The following is a 19,144-nucleotide window of genomic DNA, read 5'->3' as shown; positions in this document are numbered from 1 at the left end:
CGCTCCCGCTCGTGACCTGGGGGAGAGCGCCCGGACGCGCCTGGGAGGATGTGGACGTGGCAGCAGCACCCGAATCGTTCTCCTTCACCGTCGGCACCCGGCTCGCGGACCGGCACGGGCGATCCGGGGTGATCGACACCCCGCACGGGTCCATCGCCACGCCCGCGTTCATCCCGGTCGGCACCAAAGCGACGGTGAAGTCCGTCCTGCCCGAGACCATGAAGGAGATCGGGGCCCAGGCGCTGCTCGCCAACGCTTACCACCTCTACCTACAGCCGGGGCCGGATATCGTCGACGAGGCGGGCGGACTCGCGCGGTTCATGAACTGGCCCGGTCCGACCTTCACCGACAGCGGCGGCTTCCAGGTCATGTCGCTCGGCGTCGGATTCAAGAAGGTCATCGCGATGGAGGCGGTGGGCGTGCGCAGCGACGACGTGATCGCCAAGGGCAAGGAACGGCTGGCGACCGTGGACGACGACGGTGTCACCTTCCGCTCCCATCTCGACGGATCGCGCCACCGTTTCACCCCCGAGGTGTCGATGGGAATCCAGCATCGCCTCGGCGCGGACATCATGTTCGCCTTCGACGAGTTGACCACCCTGCTCAATACCCGTGAGTACCAGGAGAAGTCGGTCCAGCGCACGCACGAGTGGGCCCAGCGGTGCATCGATGAGCACGAGCGGCTGACCGCCGCGCGCACGCACCGGCCGTATCAGGCGCTGTTCGCGGTGATCCAGGGCGCGCAATACGAGGACTTGCGGCGCAAGGCGTGCCGCGACCTCGAGGCGATCCGCGGTATGCGCGGTATGGAATTCGACGGATACGGCATCGGCGGCGCGCTGGAGAAGGGCAATCTCGGCGCCATCGTCGGCTGGTGCTGCGACGAGCTGCCCGAACACAAACCGCGCCATATGCTCGGCATCAGCGAACCCGAGGATGTCTTCGTGGCCGTGGAGAACGGCGCGGACACCTTCGACTGCGTCAACCCCTCACGGGTGGCGCGCAATGCCGCGATCTATGTGGCCGAGGGCCGGTTCAACATCGACACCAGCCGATTCCGCCGCGACTTCACACCGATCGACGACACCTGCGACTGCTATACCTGCGCGAACTACACCCGCGCCTATATCCATCACCTGTTCAAGGCCAAGGAGATGCTCGCGGCCACGCTCTGCACGATTCACAACGAGCGTTTCACGATCCGGCTGGTCGACCGCATTCGCGACAGCATCCAGGGCGGCTACTTCGACGAGTTCAAGGAAGAGACGCTGGCGGTGTGGAAGAAACGGTGACGGGCCGCGGCGCACTCACGTTGGACGCGGGGTGCGAGCGGCCCGTCGGCGGGGGAACTCAGGCGTGCAGCGGGTCCGTCGGCGTCGGCGCGTAGGTCGGTTCGTACTTCTTGAGTAGTGCGATCACGCGGTAGGTGATCGGCATGACGAAGACCTCGCACAGCGTCTTCCACACGAATCCGATGATCACGTAGTTGACGAACTGCTGCCAGGTGTCGATGCCGATGGCGCCCGCGGCGATCGAGCAGAAGATGAGGGTGTCGGCGAATTCACCGACGATGGTCGATCCGATGAGCCTGGCCCACAGGTACTTCTCCTTCGTGCGTTCCTTGATCAGCACCAGTGCGGCGGAATTGAGCAACTGTCCCACGAAATAGCCCGCGAGACCGGCGATGACCAGGCGCGGCGTGGTTCCGATGACGGTGCGGAACGCCTCCTGGTTCTCGTAGAAGCCCGCGGCGGGCAGCTGTACGGCGATGGTGAAACAGACGACCGCGAGCAGCAGCGCGGCGAAGCCGTAGTAGATCGCGTGGCGGGTCGCGCGGAATCCGTATACCTCGCTGAGGACGTCGCCGAGAATGTAGGCCAGGGGAAACAGGAAGAACGCGCCGTCGGTCGCGATGGGCAAGATCTGCAACGGCCCAAGTGTCACCGACTTGTCGCCGAGGAACTCCACGCCCTTGGTGGCGCAGATGTTCGAGATGATCAGGGTGGCGGTGAACAGTGCGACGATGGCCGGGTAGTACCCCCGCGCGACCTGGGCGAATGCCGCATGGTCTGCGGGGTGTCCAGACCCCTCGTGTTCTTCGGACTTGATCGAATCACTCACGGACCTCATCCAACCAGGTTCGCCCGTGGCCGGTCCGGGTATGCGGACGGGACTTCGGGGTGCGGGCGCGGCGGCGACCATTACTCTGTAGCCATGACGAATCCCGGCGATTCCGACGAGTGGTGGAAACAGTACGGCGGCGAAGGCGTGAAGCCCGAGTCCGAACCGTCGGGGTACCCCTCTGCTCCGCAGTACCCTCAGCAGCCGCCGCCGCAGTACTCGCAGCCGCAATATCCGCAGCCGCCGTCGCAGCCGCAATATCAGCAGCCGTACCAGTCCTCGCCGCAGCAGCCGTATCCGCAGCAGCCGAACTACGGTTATCCGCAGCCGCCGGGTTATCAGCCCTACGGGCAGCCGACGTCGCAGGGCACCAACGGTATGGCGATCGGTGCGCTGGTCGCCTCGCTGATCGGGTTGTGCACGTGCAGTATCGGGTCGATCGTCGGCATCATCCTCGGCGTCATCTCCTTGAACCAGCTCAAGGAGCGTCCGGGCCAGGACGGGCGCGGTATGGCCTTGGCGGGCATATGGGTGGGCGCGGGCGGCATCGTCGCGTGGATCATCTACATCGCGGTCATCGTCGCCAGCGGCAGCACCTAGGCGAGGTCATAACGACGGCGAAAGGGGCGCTCCCGATTCGGGAGCGCCCCTTTCTGTGCGTCCGGGCGCGGTCCTGCTAGACCTTGACGACCTGGGTGCCGCCCGCGAATTTGTCGTGCCAGCCCTGCTTGTTCGGGTCCTGCGACACGGTGATGATGATGTAGATGATCAGGCCGAGCGTGATCAGCCCGCCGACGCACGGAATGGCGTTGGCGGCCAGGAAGGCGTTGCGCTTGAACGACACCTCGGGGGTCAGCGCGGCCGCTCCCGCGGGCGGCAGCACCTTCAGGCCGAGGATCTTCTTACCGAGGGTGGCGCCCTGGGTGACCTCCATGCCGATGAAGTAGCCGAGCTGCACGGCGGTCCACAGCACGCCGATGACGAGCTGAAGCACGAAGGAATCGTTGAACACGAAGTACAGGACCATGTAGGGGATCATCAGGATCAGACCGTCGATGACGCGCGCGCCGATGCGCACGCCCACGTCCGCGCCCTGCCCGACGCCCGTATCGCCGTAGCCCTGCTGGCCGTACTGCGCCTGGGGCTGGCCGTACGGCTGCTGCCCGTACTGCGGCTGCTGGCCGTACTGCTGCTGTCCGCCGTACTGCTGTTGCCCGTACTGCGGCGGCTGCTGTCCGTATTGGGGCTGGCCCTGCGGGTACTGCTGGTGAGGCTGGCCGTACGGCTGCCCGCCCTGGGGATTCTGATTGGGGTCGTAGCCACCGCTTGTCATAGTGTTTCGTCCTCGTCGTGATCAGTAGATCAGTAGATCGGTCGACTGCGTACGTTACGGACAACTGCCAGGTTGCAACAACCTATTGTCGTCGAAGGTCCACGGTTGCCGAGACAACTCGGCGGGTTCGAAGGATGCCAACAGCTGTGTCGGTGTCCGCGCGCTATGGCCGATGGACCTCGTCAACGCGCTGACCACCTCTTCTACGGTGTCACCTCGCCTCAGTCGATCGGCGAGGGTGACCGATCCGTCCCTTTTGGCCAATCGTTGCCCGTCGGCGTTGAGAACCAGTGGGACGTGGGCGTACCGCGGTATCGGCAGGCCGAGCAGTGTCGCCAGATAGGCCTGGCGCGGTGTGGACGGCAGCAGGTCGTCGCCGCGTACCACCTGATCGATACCCTGTGCCGCGTCGTCGACCACCACCGCGAGGTTGTAGGCGGGCATACCGTCGCCGCGGCGCAGCACCACATCGTCCACGCGACCCCGGTAGCGGCCGTGCAGTTCGTCGATGATCTCGAATTCGCCGACCTCGGCGCGCAATCGCAGCGCGGCCGGGCGACCCTCGGTCAGCCGCGCGGCCCGCTGCGCGAAGGTGAGCGCGCGGCATGTTCCCGGATACGCGCCCATCGGACCGTGCGGTGCGCTCGCCGCCTGCTGGATTTCGCGACGGGTGCAGAAACATTCGTAGGTGCGGTCCGCCGCGGTCAGTTCATCGACGGCCGCCCGGTACCGGTCGAGGCGTTCGCTCTGGCGCACCACCGGTCCGTCCCAATCCAATCCGATGGCCGCGAGGTCGGCGAGTTGGCGTTGCTCGGCGCCGGGGCGCACGCGGTCGAGGTCCTCGACGCGCAGCAGGAAGCGCCTGCCGCTGTGGCGGGCGAACAGCCAGGCCAGCAGGGCGGTGCGGAGATTGCCCAGGTGCAGATCGCCCGAGGGGCTCGGGGCGTAGCGGCCCGCGCCGGATGGTTCGGACACGGCTGTCATATTAGGTCGTCGGCGTCGCGGGTCAGCCGGGGCTTCAAATCGTCGGGTTCGATGGGAGTTCCGGTGTCTAGCGCGGACAGCAGGGTTCGTGCGTGGGCGATAAGTCCCATTCGGTCGATTCCATAGGGGAGTGCGGTGTCACGTCGTTCTCCGCTATCGCCGGACGACCGATCGTGGTCGAGGCGGGCGATAGCGCGCGTCAACAGCGTCCGCGCGCCCTTTCGATTGCCGCGTTGGATGTGAGTGATACCTACCGCGTATTGCGCCAAACCCTGCCACAGCATCCGCTCGGCGAACGGGCCGTTCTTCCATGCGGCCTCCAATACCTCGTGTGCGTTGAAAGCCAAACCGTCGTCCAGCAGTTGCTGGGCGAAGGTGAGAGTTTGCTGAGGCGGCAGGTCGAGATCGTCGGGAATTCGCGGTACGCCGACGCTACCGTGCGGTAGCGGTCGCCCGAACCGATCGCGGGGACGTGGGTTGCGGGCGCGACCTGCCTCGTCGCGGGCACGTTCGACCATATACCCATGATCCACATCGTGGGGCCGCCGTCCTCACGGCGGTGGTTCGAGCGTGTGGCATTTGATGGATTACAGACCAATCACGCTGCTTCAATAGTGGGCACACTCGTTACTCACAACGGTGAATGGCCGCGCTCGGCAATGATTCTGCAAACTCACGTCTTCGCAAGATTGGCAAATGTCATGATCGAATAAACAACTGATCGGCAAACTATGGGCGGACCTGCTAGGGTCTAGCCCGGGGGTAGCCCCGCGGGGTGTATTCACCTCGAACCACCGTGCGATTACGGCGCACCGTGAGAGTCGCGCGCTAACACCAGGCGCACCGGCTGGTTACAGCGATGTCCGAATTATTTCTCGTACTCGACGCAGCAAAGGAGCATGTGCCGTGGAGGTAGATTTGACGGGTGCGGTGTGGCGCAAGAGCCGCCACAGCGGTCCCGATGGGAACTGCGTGGAAGTCGCATTTCTCGGCGACGGCAATGTGGCCGTCCGCGACACCAAAGACAATGGAAGCGGCCCCGTGTTGGCCTTCGTTCCGGGCGAATGGGATGCGTTCCTAGGAGGGGTCATCGCGGGGGATTTCCGGCGCCCCTGATCGGGATCGCCGGAAGTCGGTCGGCATGGGCCCCGGGTCGGACCGGCTCGGGGCCTTCGCGTGCCCGACGGCGTATCGATATCGTCGCCTCCATGAGGAGTTCGGCGCGGTGACGCGGATGACCAGGATCGCGCCGCAGGACGCGACCATGTATTGGCTCTCGCATCGCATCCGCAACGATCTGTTCCTGCTCTACGCGTTCGCCGATCGCGGCGTGCCAACCGCGGAACTCCGCGCGCACATCGCCGCCCGCGCGGCGCGCGTACCCGATCTCGCCGTGCGATTGCGAGAAGTGCCGGGCAATCTCGACTATCCCCGCTGGGCGCCGTGTGCATTCCGTGCCGACCAGTTCATCGAACACGACCTCGTCCCGCCCGATTGGGACCACCTACTCGAAGCGATCGGCGAACTGCTCGACACCGGAGTCGACGCGGCATCGCGGCCATGGCGGATACATGTCTTCCGCGGTGTCGCGGGTGCGCCGCAACGCGCAGGCGACGAACTCGCGACCGTGGCGGTCTTGCAGATGTCGCACGCCTTGGCGGACGGGACACGGGCGTCGGCGCTCGCGCGTGCGCTGTTCGCACCGGACGCCGCCGCCGACCCGGTCGCGCCGTCGTCCGGGGTGGCACAGTCGTCCGGGGTGGCACAGTCGTCCGGGGTGGCGGCGTCGACGGACGGACCGCCGTTGCCGCCGGTCGTCTCCGCCGGTCCGCATGCGCGGGTCGCGGAATGCGGTGGCAGCTCGCTCGCGACGGTGCTCGGTCTGGTACGGCTGCCGATTCGCATGGGGCAGACCGTCGTCCGGTGTGTGGCCGCCTATCGAGCGCAGCGCGCCCTTGCCGAAGCCACCGCCGCGGGGGAAATACCGGGTCCCGGACCGGGGTTCGCGCCGACCGTGGTGAACCGCGGTGCGACCGCCGAGGTTTCGGCGCACCGGGTGCGAATCCTGGTGCTGGAGGCGGCGCGGCTGCGGGCGACCGGGCGTACCGTCACGGTCGCCGTGTCGACCGCGGTCTCGGTGGCGCTGGCCGACTATCTCGCCGAACGCGATGCGGCGGTCGATCGGCTCGGCGCGCAGATCCCGGTGGCGGTGTCGGTGCCGGGCGCGCGCAACAATTACCGCGGAGTCGGCGTGGACCTGCACATCGCCGAAGCCGATCTTGCGGTGCGGGCCGACCGGATCGCCGCCGATCTGGCCGCGCGTCGGGTCCGTGCCGAGAATCCGCTGCTGGGAGCGCAGGATCGGGTCACCGCCGTCACGCCCGCGCCGATGCTGCGTCGCGATATCGCTCGCTATCGCCTGGAGACTCCCGACAGCATCGCCGGGCATACCGTCGTGTCCAGCGTGCATCGCGGCCCCGCCGACCTGGTGTTCGGCGGCCCGGTGTGGTTCACCGGGGGATTTCCGGCCATCGGGTCGGTCATGCGGCTGACCCACGGTGTGCACGGCCTCGGCGACACGGTCGCGGTCTCGGTGCACGTCGACCCGGCGGTTCTGCCCGATCTCGACCGCTACGTGGAGTTGCTGCGGGATGCGCTCGGCAGGGTCATGCGCATCTCCCCGCCGATCGGAAGGGCTCGACCCCGGTGAGGCCGCGAGAACGTTCGAGGTCGGGCGCTGGAGCGAAGGCTGCGAAGACGCGCTGCTTGGCTGATCCGCCTGTTCCCCTCTAGGGTGGGATTCCGTTCATAACAGCGTTGTATAGCAAGGAGTTTCGGTATGGGTGTACGGGTTCTGGCCGCGGGCGTCGCGGTGTCGGCCGCGACCGCGTTGTCCTTCCTGGCGGGTGGCGTCGCTTCCGCCGACCAGAACGAGGCCCAGCTTCGTGCGCAGGTCGAGCAGGCGTGCGCCGCCATCGGCGGCACCTATCCGCAGAACTACTTCCAGGTGCCCGGCCAGTTCGCCGGCAAGGCGGGCTGCCTCATGCCCGACGGCAGCTACGTCCAGGTGAACCTGCCCGACGGCACCGAATGCACCCGCGACCAGGGCTTCGGCATCTGGGTCCGCGGCGTCGTGCTCAACGGCGAGTGCGTGCAGCCCTGACAAGGGTCGCCCCGATACGACGACGCCGGGTGGGAAGCGATGCTTCCCACCCGGCGTTTTCGATGGCGGCCCAACTGACACAACGTTGGAACAACCGGCTGTGGGATGCTGTAGTTCGGATATTGGCTGAACTCGGGTGCAACTGCCGAGGCGCCCGTCTACACCGCGACGACGTTCAGCAGCGGTCCGAGCCCCTTGAAGTCGTTCGGGTTGCGGGTGTATAGAGGCAAGCTGTATTGGACTGCTGTAGCTGCTATCCGGAGGTCAGCCACTCGTCTTCGCGGTTTGCGCCCGATCTGCTCGAGGAGAAAAGCCAACGACCCGTACACGTTGGCTGTCTCGCCGTCGAACGCGAGCGGGTTGAACGATCTCGCGACCCACTGGAACTGGAGTTGGCGTTGGGCTTGCTTCACCGGATCTTTGGTCGAGTGCAGTCCGGCGGCGAGTTCGGCAAGACTTATCGCACTGATGGCGGCTTCCGCTTCATCGGGCAGCGCTGATTGCGCCTCGGAGTAATCGATGAGAACCGACGTGTCGAGCAGCACGTGTCGGGGGATGGTGGGTTCACTCACCACCGGCGATCTCCTGGTCGATCATCGCATCCATGTCGGCACGCCACTCGTCGTAGGGGATGCGCGGCAGGTGGGCGCTGGTGCGGGCGAGTTCGGCGATGGGCACGAAGGTTCGCCGTGTCAGGGGCTTGAGTTCGGCGACGGGTTTGCCATTGCGGGTGATGGTGAAGCTCTCACCGGCTTCGACCGCAGCGAGGACCTTGCCGCTGTCGTTACGGAGGTCGCGTTGCTGGATCGTCTTCATACCCATACGCTACCCGAACTGCTACATGGTGTACAGAATGCTACACACTGTGTGGGTTGCCGACCGCGCCTCGGGTCGAGAGGCTCAGCCCACACCTGTGGCAATGCTCGCGAGGAATCGGGATCCCGCCTACCGCGGAGAAGAAAATAGCCCCTCACCTGCGTGAACAAGTGAAGGGCCATGGCGGCCCTACTGACACAACGTTGGAACACTCAGCTGTGGGGCGGGATAGCTCGTTTGCTGAAGGAGTCCTCGGGAGAGTAACGGCGTCGTTGAACTTCGTGTAGAAGCTATCGGCACTATTCTGAGTCTGATGCCGAGCGGGTTTCGCTCCTGTGGAGTGCTACGAGATCCGTCCGAGAGTCATGTGTTTTAGGCCACATCTGGGGCCTAACTCGGATCCAATGCACGGCTTGTACACAGTCGTCTCCTGGTCAGTTCAGCACGCGTGAGGAGTAGTTCTGTCAGGACTTGATGAGGTCGTACGCCACCTTCAAGGTGTCGTTATCCACGGTCATCGGGACCATCTCACGCCACCTATGATCTTGGTTTCGGATCATTGTCCTGATTTGACTGCCGGATATTGTCTTCTCTCCCACATCCAAAATATTGACTGTGAATCCTGCGGATTCTATGAGAGATATCTTCTTTCGACTCCACGGCTCGACATCAGTCACTAGCACTACAGTATCGTTGCGAATCGTTGATTTCAGGCCGTCGGACGAAAGTGGAATCGGAATTACAGTAGTTCGCGTGTCAATTCTTTCATTGCGCGCCCAGCCCGATATTATTTCTCTGCGAAGCCAGAGGGGCAGAGGATTTGCACCGTCGCTATTTCTTGTGTCGCCGATCTCTTCGATAGCTGCATAGGGATGTGTTATTCCCACTGTTACATGATCGGCTGCTTCCAGAGCCGCCAGCACGTAGCGGGCATGCTCACTGTGGAAGGGTTGAAATCTTCCCAGCACAACCGCGTGTGGCATCCTCTCTGGTTTCGATGCCAGTATGGCACCCATGGATTCCGCTGTTGGAAAGTTAGTGTCGACCGTCGATCCGATATGAATTGCGTGACAACCAGCTCTCAATGCTGGCATGACGTCCTTGTCGATACGGTCACCTACAATCAAGACGTCGGATGGCCGTCTATCATAGAGTTCCACCAGACGAACGAAGTAGGTGTCCGATAGTTTGTTGATTCCAGCCAACTCCGACGAGAAGACATCCAAATTGAGTGCTGCGGTGTTCGGCAGACAGGATCTCAAGACATCACGTTCTCTTTGGCTGGGGCCGTCTGCCGCGAATATCACGTCTACACCCAGCCGCCTCATCGAGACTATGGTTTCGCGCAGTTCGTTGTCGTCAACGAGGGCTACCGATTTCGTGCGGTACTCCGAATTGAGGGCTTGGAAAGCGCTCTCGATATCCAATGGTCCAATCGGGTATTCGAGCGTCGAAGCCAAATTTGCAGCCTCAAGAAGGGTCATCATGGTCCAGTCGACAACCGAGGTTGCTTCTTTGTATCGCTCCAGTACAAGCGCTGGTACGACCGAGTCCAAGTGGGCCATCACATCTGGTGGGATACCCTTGTTCTGGAGCGCTCGGCTCAGGTGACCACCTCTAGGTGCCTTTAGTAGCGTCCCGCGTATATCAATGGCGACCAAACTGGTTCGGCAGCTCTTAACATAGTCCGAAAACTCAGAGAATGTGCGCAGGATCACGGATATCTCCCTGGAAGTGAGTTTCGGCTGTCGACAACAGGATCGCGCTTACATCATCTAGCGACCAGCTGAACCCTTTTCTTTCAGTAGGAATATTGCGCACGAATCCCTTTGCTTCGGTATCGGACAGATAGAGGGCGAGACCGGCCAGGTCCGGCCGCTCGAACTGTGCCTGCCAGAACAGTTGTGCGGCAGATTCTGCCCCGGCATAATCCATGGTGCGCATGCTGGTGGTCAATTTGGAGAATTTCTTCGAAGAAAGAAGGCATCGTGACAACGATTCTCGCAGTGCGATATCGTCGATGATATCGGGCAAGAGCGAATTTACTATATCGACTTCGTCTTGCTCATGTGATTCCTGGCCGAGTTCTGCCGACCATACTATTGATATCTTAGGACCGATCTTTCCCGGCAACGGTCGGCGAGGTCGAAAACATTTGAACAGGTCGTGGAAGATTGCGGCATATGTCAGTAGTCCGGGTGGCTCACTCAAGATGAATGAGCTCAATTCTTGGGTGATTGTAGTGGCGCCGAGTTGTCGGGTTCGCGCCAATGCGAAGTCCCGGACCGTCAGGGCGCAGCAGCACACGAGATGGCTCCCGACATCGAACTGGTGAACATCTCTGCGTTGTCGAATCCATGGATAGTGTCCCGGTCGGAGACAGACGGGTGGGAAAATATCTGGATATTGATCAACGACGGATCGGATCATATCTAAGCTCCGTTGCAGCGGCACTACCAGGGATGGCAGTTCTTCGACATCGGCGCCCAAAGTGCCTGATCCGGCTGCCTGAATAACGTCGATGATATGCCAACCGTCGGATTCAGAATCAAGCAGCAGATCGTAGACTATAACTTCACGTGGATCGAACAGAGTGCGCCAGTCGGAGATGGTCACAATACCTGTTCCAAAAGCGCTCGTTGATCGTTGACAAAAGCAGAGTCATCCATAAAAGACTTCCAGAATCGGATTGCCTGAAGGGCTGCGCAACATCGCGTCAGCTCATTGTCTAGAACCTGGCCGTATGATTTCTGGATTATCTCCAGCTCGACGGGAAAACGCTGCATGAGGATGGCGAACTCCCATTCTCGTGGAGCAGTTTGCGCTGCCGCCCAATCGATAACGCCACTCAAATGTCCATCGTCAACCAGCAGATTTCGTAGACTGAGATCTTTATGTACTATCACTAGTGGAGGAATCGAGTCGTGTCTGTCAACATAGCGACGAACCAGGCCGACAGCGGCTGTCACCAGTTTTTGGTCGTACTGGTTCACTGCTGGCATCAATTTTGCCTGAAACTTGAGTGCGGATGTCACAAGATAGTCGAAGAGTGGTCGCGGATCATCACCTTCGAACTCGGTGATGCCATCGGGTGCCGGAACAGCGTGCAGCGCCTTCAGGAATGTACCGAGCTCCTCGGGCAGCGACGGTGACGAAAATTGAGGGGTTATCCCTCGGAGCCGGGTTTGCACCTCTATGTATCCCAAGCCCGGCGCAAATACTCCATCAACCGACGTCGGTATCAGTCGCGCCGCCGATCGAGGAAGGCTATCTGCGAGGGTCTGAAGTACGCGTTGCTCTTTATGGTTGGCAGCATCAATTTTTCCACCTTCGACAACTTTGAACACATAACGTTCGCCGATTCCGACTGAGGACTTCGCCCCACCTGTCATCACCAGGTTGTTCTCGCCATATCGGCTGGCTACTTCGTGAAGTTTGTCGAGGATGTCGGTCATGAACGTTCGTCACCTTTCTTCATATCTAGAATGATTCCGTTCAGTAGTATATCCGCTAAACAGGCGCTTTTCAATCCACTATAAACTTGGGTGGACGATAGTAGAAATTTCGGGAGGCTTGCCGCTTGACATTTACGTGCTGACCACATCCGCAGCTGACATGGCCGATCGAGGCTAGATCCGGTAGCGCCGCCAAGAATAGTTCAAACGTCTTTCGTCGGCCTTCTACGATATTTCGGCTCAAGGTTGCAGCACCTTCCCGATAGTCGCTCCGAAAAAGTTCTCGGACACGGAAATCGTCCATCATCACTGCAAGAGCCGCGTAATGCATACCGAATTGCCTAGCGAGGGTGGCTTCTGGATCGAGAGTTTGCCCGATGACTTTTCCGCCGAGGTTCGAATAGTGTTTGAGCTCGGCTACGGTTTCAATCCTGGGCCAGCCGTGGAAGCATACGTACGTACCATCCGTGTGGACTGTTTCGTCAATGACATGGACCTGATTCGTGAGGGCGCGGCGGGCCTCTGTACAGAAAGGGCTGAACATCTCGACATTGCGAAATCCTTCAGGCCGATCCTTCCATGATTCGTCAGAATAGTTACCAAGGCCGATGAAGTCGTCAGGTATTACAACCGTACCTGCATGATCCTCTTGGGAAATGGCGCCCACAACAAAGGTGCCGATGAGCGTCCGTATACCCAACATATTGAGGGCTGCTTGGGTTTTTGAAAAGTCGATCTCTCTAGCGGGTGAGCGTACACGATCAAACCGTCCATACACAATTACGAACCGAATATTATTGTGCTCGGCGAGATAACAGCGTAGATGGACACCTCTGTCAGTTTCTATAACGATCAGCTCTACGTCCGCTTGCCGTATGTAGGCATCGGGTCTTGCTACTACTGCTACCGACACGTCGATTGTGCTCTTGGCTTGTTCGACATTGTCCGGATGAACCACGTATGCAGTCTGGAGGTTGCTGACTCTCACCTCAATAGCTCCTCGCGAATAGTGTCCATTGCCAGACCGATAGAATCGGGATTATATCCGACCCAAAGTCCCCGCGCGTCACTCCACTCCGGGATTTGGCTGGCCTCCGAATACCATGCGTCCCATAGCGGATCGAACGACGAGATGGACTCTCGGTATGATTCAGCAATCATTCGAGTTGTGTCGTTCGCTTGCAGACGTCGGGTCAGTATGCCCTCCTGCTGGATGACTTCTGGAATCACCAGTAGTCCGAGTGTTGCTTCGGCGGATACAGTGCGGCGCGTAGCGGCCAGAACATCGTTGATGTGGTACCTTACTTGCTGAAGTCCGGCCGGTTGACGATCGCGGTAGCTCGACGGTGTTGCAGCCATTATCCGTGCAGCCGCAGTCCCGGTTCGGACAGTCACTGAATGCGGGAGCCCCCGTACGGCAACCGTATTGGGGCCGGATGTCAGAAGTACACGATCATTACTCAGGAAGTTGGCACCCGAAGTTAGCGCCGTCAACAACAAACTCGTCTTGCCTACACCCTTTGTACCAACAACCAGGGCGGCACGCTTCTCGAACACGAACGCCGACGCGTGAACCTGAACCCAATGCGAGAAGCACGCGAGGGTTGCAAGCAGCGACCGGATAGCACGCGCCAATATATATTCCGGTGTGGCACTGCCGATCGGGATCGATACCGTCAGCGACCGCGGTCCCTCATCGAGTAGCTCGACAGTCCAGTCGTCGGATGGTGAATCGCGGTGCCATGCGAGCCACGTCTCGCCATCAGCTATGACACCGTTGCCTTCCAGGGCGCCCTCCTCTGCAACGGATAGGAGGCTCGACATCAAGCTTAGTGGGTCCTGGAAACTCCACGAAATTTGCCACTCGTTGTCCGTGCAGCCGGGATCCGGAAAGAAAGGCGATAGATAGCCTTCCAAGAATTTCTCTATTTTCCAGTTGTCTACATCGACCGAGACTACTACTGATCGCCCTATACCGAAGCGCAATGCCTCCAAACTCCTTTCATCTGACTATCACCGGGACATCTTCTCGTTCGACAACCTCACCAACTACGGAAGCCTTTTCATAGCCGCTCGACCGGAGGGATTCGAGCGCGTCGGCTGCTTCATCCCTTGATATGGACAACAGCAGAGGACCAGCGGTTTGCGGGTCGGTCAGCACTGCACGAGTAACAGTGTGCGGTTTGTTGAGAGAGCGGACGCGGTTGTCGGTTGCATTGGAGTTGGTCAAGGACGTGGTATGTCCGGCTTCGAACAGCGGATACGCAGCATCATAGACAGGCACGTGGTCGACGTCGAGAAGCATGGTGACGTGCGAGCTTTCGGCGATGTTGGCAGCGTGTGCGGCAAGACCGAATCCGCTCACATCGGTAGCTGCATGAACCGTGTAGCTTGCGAGTGCGTTAAGAGCTCGGCCGTGGCCCTTGGCAATCTCGGGGCTGAGTGTGCACAGAGTGTCTTCGACGGCCGCGTCGTGTCGCGCCCTACTGATGATGACGCCGACGCCGACCGGTTTGGTCAACAGGACTATGTCGCCAGGACGGGCTCCTGCAACTGCCCAAGTGTGGTCGAGCGAGGCGAATCCGACAACAGATAGACCGAAGAGAGGTTCCGGGCTGAAGATGCTATGCCCACCGACGAGCAATGCACCCTCATTTGCACAGGTTGATTCAGCGGCACCGAGCAGTGTCCGATACGACTCGATGTCGCTCTCGCGTGGCATGCCAAGGATGCTCAGACCTATTGCCGGTGTTCCTCCACACGCCCATATGTCATTCAAGGCATTGACCGTCGCAACCGAGCCTGCCACGGATGGGTCACGACAAACGGGCGGTGCGAAATCGAGGCTGGCGACCAGGTTCCTTCCCTCCTGGAGCGACAATATCGCCGCATCATCGTGCTCACGCACGCCAGCCAGCAATGCTGCGTTGTCGTCTCCGACACGCAGACCGCTGAGAGCCTCCAAAAGAGTGGTTCGATCCACCTTCGCACCGCAACCACCGGTTGCCCAATTACCTAGCGCCGGTACGCCGTCGATATTATGATTGCTCATCTTCGCTCCTCTTTGTTTCCGACATCTCGAAGAAGTCCCCTCAGAGAACTGGCATACCTACCCAGTCCGTTGCGAGTTCATTCATCAAGAGGCTTCCCGATCCAAGTGCACAAATAGTCCATGTGCACTAGGCGCTGTCCGCTGCTGATCGTCGGATTCATCGGAAATCTATTCTTAGGAGCGATATCGCGTGGGCAGTATGGATCTGCTGCGAACAGAGTTCTAGTGCCTGTCGTATGAGCGTGATGGAGATAGGCCCGGCCTGCGCAACCACCCCGGCAGGCTTCGATAAGCCCGCATCCGCTACAGGTCGGTATCACGTCGGGATTCGCTGTTCGGCGACGAAATGTCGCGAACTGTGGCGAGTTGATGATGTCGATTAGCTCGTCGACTACGAGATCTCCCACTTTGTAGTCGTGAAGATAGACACACGGAGATACCGGGATACGACCATCAGGCGTTATCGAATGTATTCGGAAACTAGTACGTCCGCATGGGCAGCCCTTCGCTCCTGAATACCCCATCACAGTTGCTAGCGGAGGTTCACCGAGGTCAACGGGAGCACATCTCTCCATCAAGTGCGAGAATCCCTCGTAGTATGCCTCAGCGCTGAGCGCTGACTGCATATGGGCCTGCTCCACAGGCTTCAGCGGGTTTATGCGTACGTGCGCGTCGTAACGTCGGGCCGTATCGAGCAACGCGTCTATTCTGTCAATTGTGAAATTCCAGTTCATTGCACACATAATGACACTGTGGGGGATCTCAGCATCTTGCAGCAGAGTCAGTGCTTGCATGGCCTGTTTGTAGAGTTTGGCTCCGCGGTTCGCATTGTGCTCTTCGGGGTACGGAGAGTCGAGACTGATATCGACGTCGTTCAGGCGGTTGAAGGCCGCACGATGGTTACGGTGAAGATAAAGCAGTGTGATTCCCGACGTCGTCAATCCAACCAATATTCCGGCGTCGGTCAGTCCATGTATGATCCTGGGCAGTAAAGTATTCGCGGGATTCGCGCCATTCGTAAACAGTGGCTCATTTCCCCCGAGGTTGACTGTCTCGACACCGACACTTGCTAGTTGCGCAACGATGCGGTCGACAATCTCCTCGGTGAAGTCTTGCCCTTTCTCTCGTGCGCTCATGGAATAGCAGTGAGTACACCGGTATGGGCAGTCGTTGCCGAGTGTCCATCCGATATTCTTGATAGTTGGTGGGCATTGCTCTAAATGTTGATATTCGATCGGGCCAACTTGTCGGTTGAAATGTTCGCTCGCATCGATCAGAAGGGGCAATGTCGTAGAACTACCAGGGCGTTCCCAAGGAAAAACAGGCTGAGGTCCCTTACTGCCCTCCTTGTCAATGTCCTGCACCGGTTCAGGTGGATCGGTATTTCTCATCCTTATATCCTTCATGCAAAGTATGATTATTCCGTGAGCGTGAGGTGATCTTGGCAGGCTTAAGGAAATCAACAAATAAAAGGGTTGTCGTCGGCATCGTAGACTAAGCCAGCTGCTTGATATGCATCGACAGCTTTCGCCGACAAGTCGTCATACAGCGACGCAGTAGACGCGATCCGATGCCGAACGTAGTCAAGCGCACGTTTATTCTCGTGAGTACTGAGATACTCGGCCTTCTCCGGTATCTCCCGAGCGAGGTGTAGCAGTCCGCGCATTGTCTCCAAATCTTGCTGCCTCAAGTCAAGACTAAGTCTCTGGAAGGTGACCCGGTGTGTGGGATCGATCGCTTTCGGCGCAGACAGTGGATCGATCGTCATGTCGTAAATCCTAGAATGACTTTTCTGCCAGGTTTTGAGTCCTGCGTACACTATCTGAGCTCTTGGACTTCGAATGACGTACCTCATATTTCCGAGACCTCCCGTGCCAGGCGTTGCGTCGCCTGGCGCAATCGATCCCGCCTTCATCAGCCGCCGAGTATAAGCTGTTCCTGTGGCTGCGTACATCTCGGTGAACACGCCTTTCGAGATAGTCCACGGATATCTTGTGAACCCGGCGTAGTTGGTTTCGAGTTCCTGTAACGTCGTATCCCTATCGAATAGGATATGTCCCGCCTGAACGACTATCCCAGCTTTCCGAAACTCCCGCAGCGCTATGTGATTTGCCTCAATCGACGCACGCTTCGCCATTCGGCGTAGGGCCGTCCGGGCGAAGTTCTCGATCCCGCACGCGAATGACCAGAATCCGGCATCAGCCAGGGCGGCGATCGTTGGACCGTCTACTCTGTCGGCTCGTATCTGGCCCCGTAAGTAGACTCTGATTTTTCGACGCTCGATCTCGCTGGCCAACTCGATACACCACGCCGTATCCCGAGGAGGCTCTATGAAACTATCGTCAACAACTTTTATATGTTGGACACCTCGACATACCAAGTCTTCGATCTGATCAACAAACCTGGGAATTGAGTACTGACGCCATTGCGGCCCTTCCGAGATGCGCTCGAACGCCACAATGGAGCAAAATACGCACGACGCCTGACACCCTCTGGAAGATTGCACATGCGAGGGACTGCGGCGACTCAAAGACAGCCCCACCGTATCTCGTGCCGGTAGCTGGAGCTGATTAAGATCAGCGACCAGACGCCGAGGTTGGGTACGTAAAATCGTGTCTTTTTGGCCTAGCTTGTCACGATACGCGATTCCCGATATCTCTGACAGTTGAGGCTTACCGGAAGCATAGTGATCGGCCAAGTCCAGAATTGTATTGTCTGCCTCGCCGATCGCCACAACATCGAAACCGGCATTGAGAAAATCGTCAGCGTGAAATGTTGGACCGAATCCGCCAGCAATTACAGGGATATCAGGCAGGACAAGACGTATTGTAGTCATCGCTGCGACTGCTGGTTCGATATTTGATCTATACGCTGCGAAACCGACAAGATCGGGCTCAAAAGACACGATCTTGCGAACCAAACCAGGAACATCGAGCCCCTCCAGCCATGCATCAAACAAATGCACGGTATGCCCAGCGTTCCGCAGGGCAGCAGCAAGAAAGCCCAAGCCGAGATTTTCCTCAGCAGTTCTATGTGTTACCGGTGAAGGCGTCGCTAACGCAATGCGTAATCTGGGCTGGCGCACACTCTCGGCGATATAGTTTGGATCGATTTCTTCACCCCCAATGGCATTCCTGCACAAATTCTACGGGTTAATCCTCGCGATGTCGCGAAACTCTTAACATTTGCTGGAAGATGTCTGAAAGTCGGCTCAGGCTGTGGCTACGTCAGGCCCTCTCATCATTCGCACCGTCCCGTCTCGGCATGACGAGTCCCCCGACCGAAACTCGTCGCGAGGTGCCGGAGTGGGCGCATCTCTAAACCGACTGCACCACCGTCGCGTCCGCGTGTCGACACCCGTTTCCTCAATACTTCTGCCGCCCCGTATCCGGCGTCACCCGTCCGGCCTCGATGAGCGTGCGGAAGGCGGCAGTCTTTCGCGCACAGCCATCCAGGCGACACGTCCGATGCACCTGCATCTCGTGGTGAGCTTCGTCGGCTGTGAGCGGTTCGGCCGGTGCGTCGTGTGTCCAGGAATGCGGCCAGATGTCCGCGGCGGACTCGTTAGTCGCCGGGCCTGATGCCGAATCCCTGGCTGGCGCCGGCCTGCTGGCCATGCCGCCGTCTGGATCGCGGCCCAAACTGGTTGCCAGCGCCATGATGCCCACCAGCAGTCCGATGGCCGCGACGCCAGCGATTCCGGCGAGGAACAGGTTCAGCCATGTCGGCATGAGCATCTCGCTTCCTGCCCACTACTGCGGCTTCGTCGGGTCGAGGATCACCCGTTCCGCCGCCACGAGCGCATCCAACGCGGCGCCCTTGCGCGGGCACTGATTCGCCCGGCAGGCCACATGGAACTGCATGACTACATGCGCCTGTTCGATCGTGAACGGCGAGAGCGGTGTGGCGTGGGCCTCCTGCCGCGTCATGGCAATGAGTTGGTACATGGCAAGCGAATTCGTGGTCACCGGAATCCTCCGTAGCTGAACAAGAGCAAGCGAAATTGACGGAGGTACCCGGCACCGGGGGCGTTTCGCCACCGGCCTGCCACACCGCAGGGCGGCCGGTGCGCCGGACGGGGGGGTTCCAGGCGTCAGCCCGGTACCGGGTACCGCTTCTGAGCCTGGCTCACAAGGGGTTTGGGCCGGACTCGCCCGGTGTTGGGGTACCGTTGGCGTTAGGTAAGGGTTTGCCCAGTTCAGGACCGAAAAGCGGTAGGT

The 19,144-nt window shown here is 59.9% G+C and carries 21 protein-coding genes; 5 read left to right on the top strand and 16 right to left on the bottom strand.

The genetic code is table 11. From position 1 onward, the window contains the following. The first annotated feature begins 56 nt into the window (after positions 1-56). Complete coding sequence (tgt, locus tag APZ21_RS32415) at positions 57-1,292, top strand: tRNA guanosine(34) transglycosylase Tgt (RefSeq protein ID WP_054816938.1); 1,236 nt, start codon at positions 57-59, stop codon at positions 1,290-1,292. Positions 1,293-1,350: 58 nt separating this feature from the next. Here tgt and APZ21_RS32410 read toward each other — a convergent pair whose 3' ends face one another. After that, positions 1,351-2,130 (bottom strand): queuosine precursor transporter, encoded by a 780-nt coding sequence (locus APZ21_RS32410; RefSeq protein ID WP_082393646.1) that lies wholly within the window; start codon positions 2,128-2,130, stop codon positions 1,351-1,353. Between the two features lie 84 nt (positions 2,131-2,214). Here APZ21_RS32410 and APZ21_RS32405 point away from each other — a divergent pair, with 84 nt between their 5' ends. Further along, positions 2,215-2,721 (top strand): DUF4190 domain-containing protein, encoded by a 507-nt coding sequence (locus APZ21_RS32405; RefSeq protein WP_054816892.1) that lies wholly within the window; start codon positions 2,215-2,217, stop codon positions 2,719-2,721. A 76-nt stretch (positions 2,722-2,797) separates the two neighbouring features. On the opposite strand, the gene APZ21_RS32400 is transcribed toward APZ21_RS32405, so the two are convergent. The 3 genes from APZ21_RS32400 to APZ21_RS32390 are packed head-to-tail and all read right to left on the bottom strand — an operon-like array spanning position 2,798 to position 4,956. Then, positions 2,798-3,454 (bottom strand): RDD family protein, encoded by a 657-nt coding sequence (locus APZ21_RS32400; RefSeq protein ID WP_054816891.1) that lies wholly within the window; start codon positions 3,452-3,454, stop codon positions 2,798-2,800. 54 nt (positions 3,455-3,508) lie between these two features. Next, positions 3,509-4,429, bottom strand: a complete 921-nt coding sequence (gluQRS, locus tag APZ21_RS32395) for a tRNA glutamyl-Q(34) synthetase GluQRS (RefSeq protein ID WP_371852304.1) — start codon at positions 4,427-4,429, stop codon at positions 3,509-3,511. Between the two features lie 5 nt (positions 4,430-4,434). Continuing rightward, complete coding sequence (locus APZ21_RS32390) at positions 4,435-4,956, bottom strand: DUF309 domain-containing protein (RefSeq protein WP_054816936.1); 522 nt, start codon at positions 4,954-4,956, stop codon at positions 4,435-4,437. A gap of 388 nt (positions 4,957-5,344) precedes the next feature. Here APZ21_RS32390 and APZ21_RS33550 point away from each other — a divergent pair, with 388 nt between their 5' ends. The 3 genes from APZ21_RS33550 (at position 5,345) to APZ21_RS32380 (ending at position 7,601) form a co-directional block, all read left to right on the top strand. Continuing rightward, positions 5,345-5,554 (top strand): DUF397 domain-containing protein, encoded by a 210-nt coding sequence (locus tag APZ21_RS33550; protein WP_082393636.1) that lies wholly within the window; start codon positions 5,345-5,347, stop codon positions 5,552-5,554. A 118-nt stretch (positions 5,555-5,672) separates the two neighbouring features. Next, positions 5,673-7,148 carry a WS/DGAT/MGAT family O-acyltransferase gene (locus APZ21_RS32385; RefSeq protein ID WP_162240407.1) on the top strand — a complete coding sequence of 492 codons (1,476 nt, stop codon included), beginning with the start codon at positions 5,673-5,675 and terminating at the stop codon, positions 7,146-7,148. A gap of 129 nt (positions 7,149-7,277) precedes the next feature. Beyond that, on the top strand, positions 7,278-7,601 hold the full coding sequence (locus tag APZ21_RS32380; RefSeq protein ID WP_054816888.1) for a hypothetical protein: 324 nt from the start codon (positions 7,278-7,280) through the stop codon (positions 7,599-7,601). A 158-nt stretch (positions 7,602-7,759) separates the two neighbouring features. On the opposite strand, the gene APZ21_RS32375 is transcribed toward APZ21_RS32380, so the two are convergent. The 12 genes from APZ21_RS32375 to APZ21_RS32340 form a co-directional block, all read right to left on the bottom strand. Beyond that, positions 7,760-8,173 carry a type II toxin-antitoxin system VapC family toxin gene (locus tag APZ21_RS32375; RefSeq protein ID WP_204249197.1) on the bottom strand — a complete coding sequence of 138 codons (414 nt, stop codon included), beginning with the start codon at positions 8,171-8,173 and terminating at the stop codon, positions 7,760-7,762. After that, the gene (locus tag APZ21_RS32370) at positions 8,166-8,417 is read right to left on the bottom strand and encodes a type II toxin-antitoxin system Phd/YefM family antitoxin (protein ID WP_054816934.1); all 252 of its coding nucleotides are present in this window, start codon (positions 8,415-8,417) and stop codon (positions 8,166-8,168) included. The genes APZ21_RS32375 and APZ21_RS32370 overlap by 8 nt, the downstream gene beginning before the upstream one ends. Positions 8,418-8,881: 464 nt before the next feature. Then, positions 8,882-10,135 carry an HAD hydrolase-like protein gene (locus APZ21_RS34630; RefSeq protein ID WP_156371456.1) on the bottom strand — a complete coding sequence of 418 codons (1,254 nt, stop codon included), beginning with the start codon at positions 10,133-10,135 and terminating at the stop codon, positions 8,882-8,884. Then, positions 10,113-11,033 carry a hypothetical protein gene (locus APZ21_RS34625; RefSeq protein ID WP_156371455.1) on the bottom strand — a complete coding sequence of 307 codons (921 nt, stop codon included), beginning with the start codon at positions 11,031-11,033 and terminating at the stop codon, positions 10,113-10,115. The genes APZ21_RS34630 and APZ21_RS34625 overlap by 23 nt, the downstream gene beginning before the upstream one ends. Beyond that, positions 11,030-11,872, bottom strand: a complete 843-nt coding sequence (locus APZ21_RS33545) for an aminoglycoside phosphotransferase family protein (RefSeq protein ID WP_082393634.1) — start codon at positions 11,870-11,872, stop codon at positions 11,030-11,032. Before APZ21_RS33545 ends, APZ21_RS34625 begins: the two co-directional genes overlap by 4 nt. A gap of 70 nt (positions 11,873-11,942) precedes the next feature. Beyond that, entirely contained in the window at positions 11,943-12,860 is a 918-nt protein-coding gene (locus APZ21_RS33540) for a phosphorylase family protein (protein WP_156371454.1), read from the bottom strand. After that, a complete protein-coding gene (locus APZ21_RS34620; RefSeq protein ID WP_156371453.1) occupies positions 12,857-13,867 on the bottom strand; it encodes a phosphoenolpyruvate carboxykinase (ATP) in 1,011 nt (336 codons plus the stop codon). Before APZ21_RS34620 ends, APZ21_RS33540 begins: the two co-directional genes overlap by 4 nt. A gap of 7 nt (positions 13,868-13,874) precedes the next feature. Next, positions 13,875-14,924 carry a selenide, water dikinase SelD gene (gene selD / locus APZ21_RS33535; protein WP_082393632.1) on the bottom strand — a complete coding sequence of 350 codons (1,050 nt, stop codon included), beginning with the start codon at positions 14,922-14,924 and terminating at the stop codon, positions 13,875-13,877. Between the two features lie 77 nt (positions 14,925-15,001). Further along, positions 15,002-16,315, bottom strand: a complete 1,314-nt coding sequence (locus APZ21_RS33530; protein WP_082393645.1) for a radical SAM/SPASM domain-containing protein — start codon at positions 16,313-16,315, stop codon at positions 15,002-15,004. A gap of 68 nt (positions 16,316-16,383) precedes the next feature. Next, positions 16,384-18,009 carry a B12-binding domain-containing radical SAM protein gene (locus tag APZ21_RS33525; RefSeq protein WP_204249196.1) on the bottom strand — a complete coding sequence of 542 codons (1,626 nt, stop codon included), beginning with the start codon at positions 18,007-18,009 and terminating at the stop codon, positions 16,384-16,386. A gap of 280 nt (positions 18,010-18,289) precedes the next feature. Beyond that, complete coding sequence (locus APZ21_RS32345) at positions 18,290-18,661, bottom strand: hypothetical protein (RefSeq protein ID WP_054816883.1); 372 nt, start codon at positions 18,659-18,661, stop codon at positions 18,290-18,292. Between the two features lie 15 nt (positions 18,662-18,676). After that, positions 18,677-18,892, bottom strand: coding sequence for a hypothetical protein (locus APZ21_RS32340; RefSeq protein ID WP_054816882.1), 216 nt, complete (start codon positions 18,890-18,892; stop codon positions 18,677-18,679). Positions 18,893-19,144: the final 252 nt, after the last annotated feature.

Origin of the sequence: Nocardia arizonensis (assembly GCF_001310275.1) — a bacterium.
GTDB classification, from domain to species: domain Bacteria; phylum Actinomycetota; class Actinomycetes; order Mycobacteriales; family Mycobacteriaceae; genus Nocardia; species Nocardia arizonensis.
This window is presented reverse-complemented; position numbering and strand designations above follow the sequence as displayed.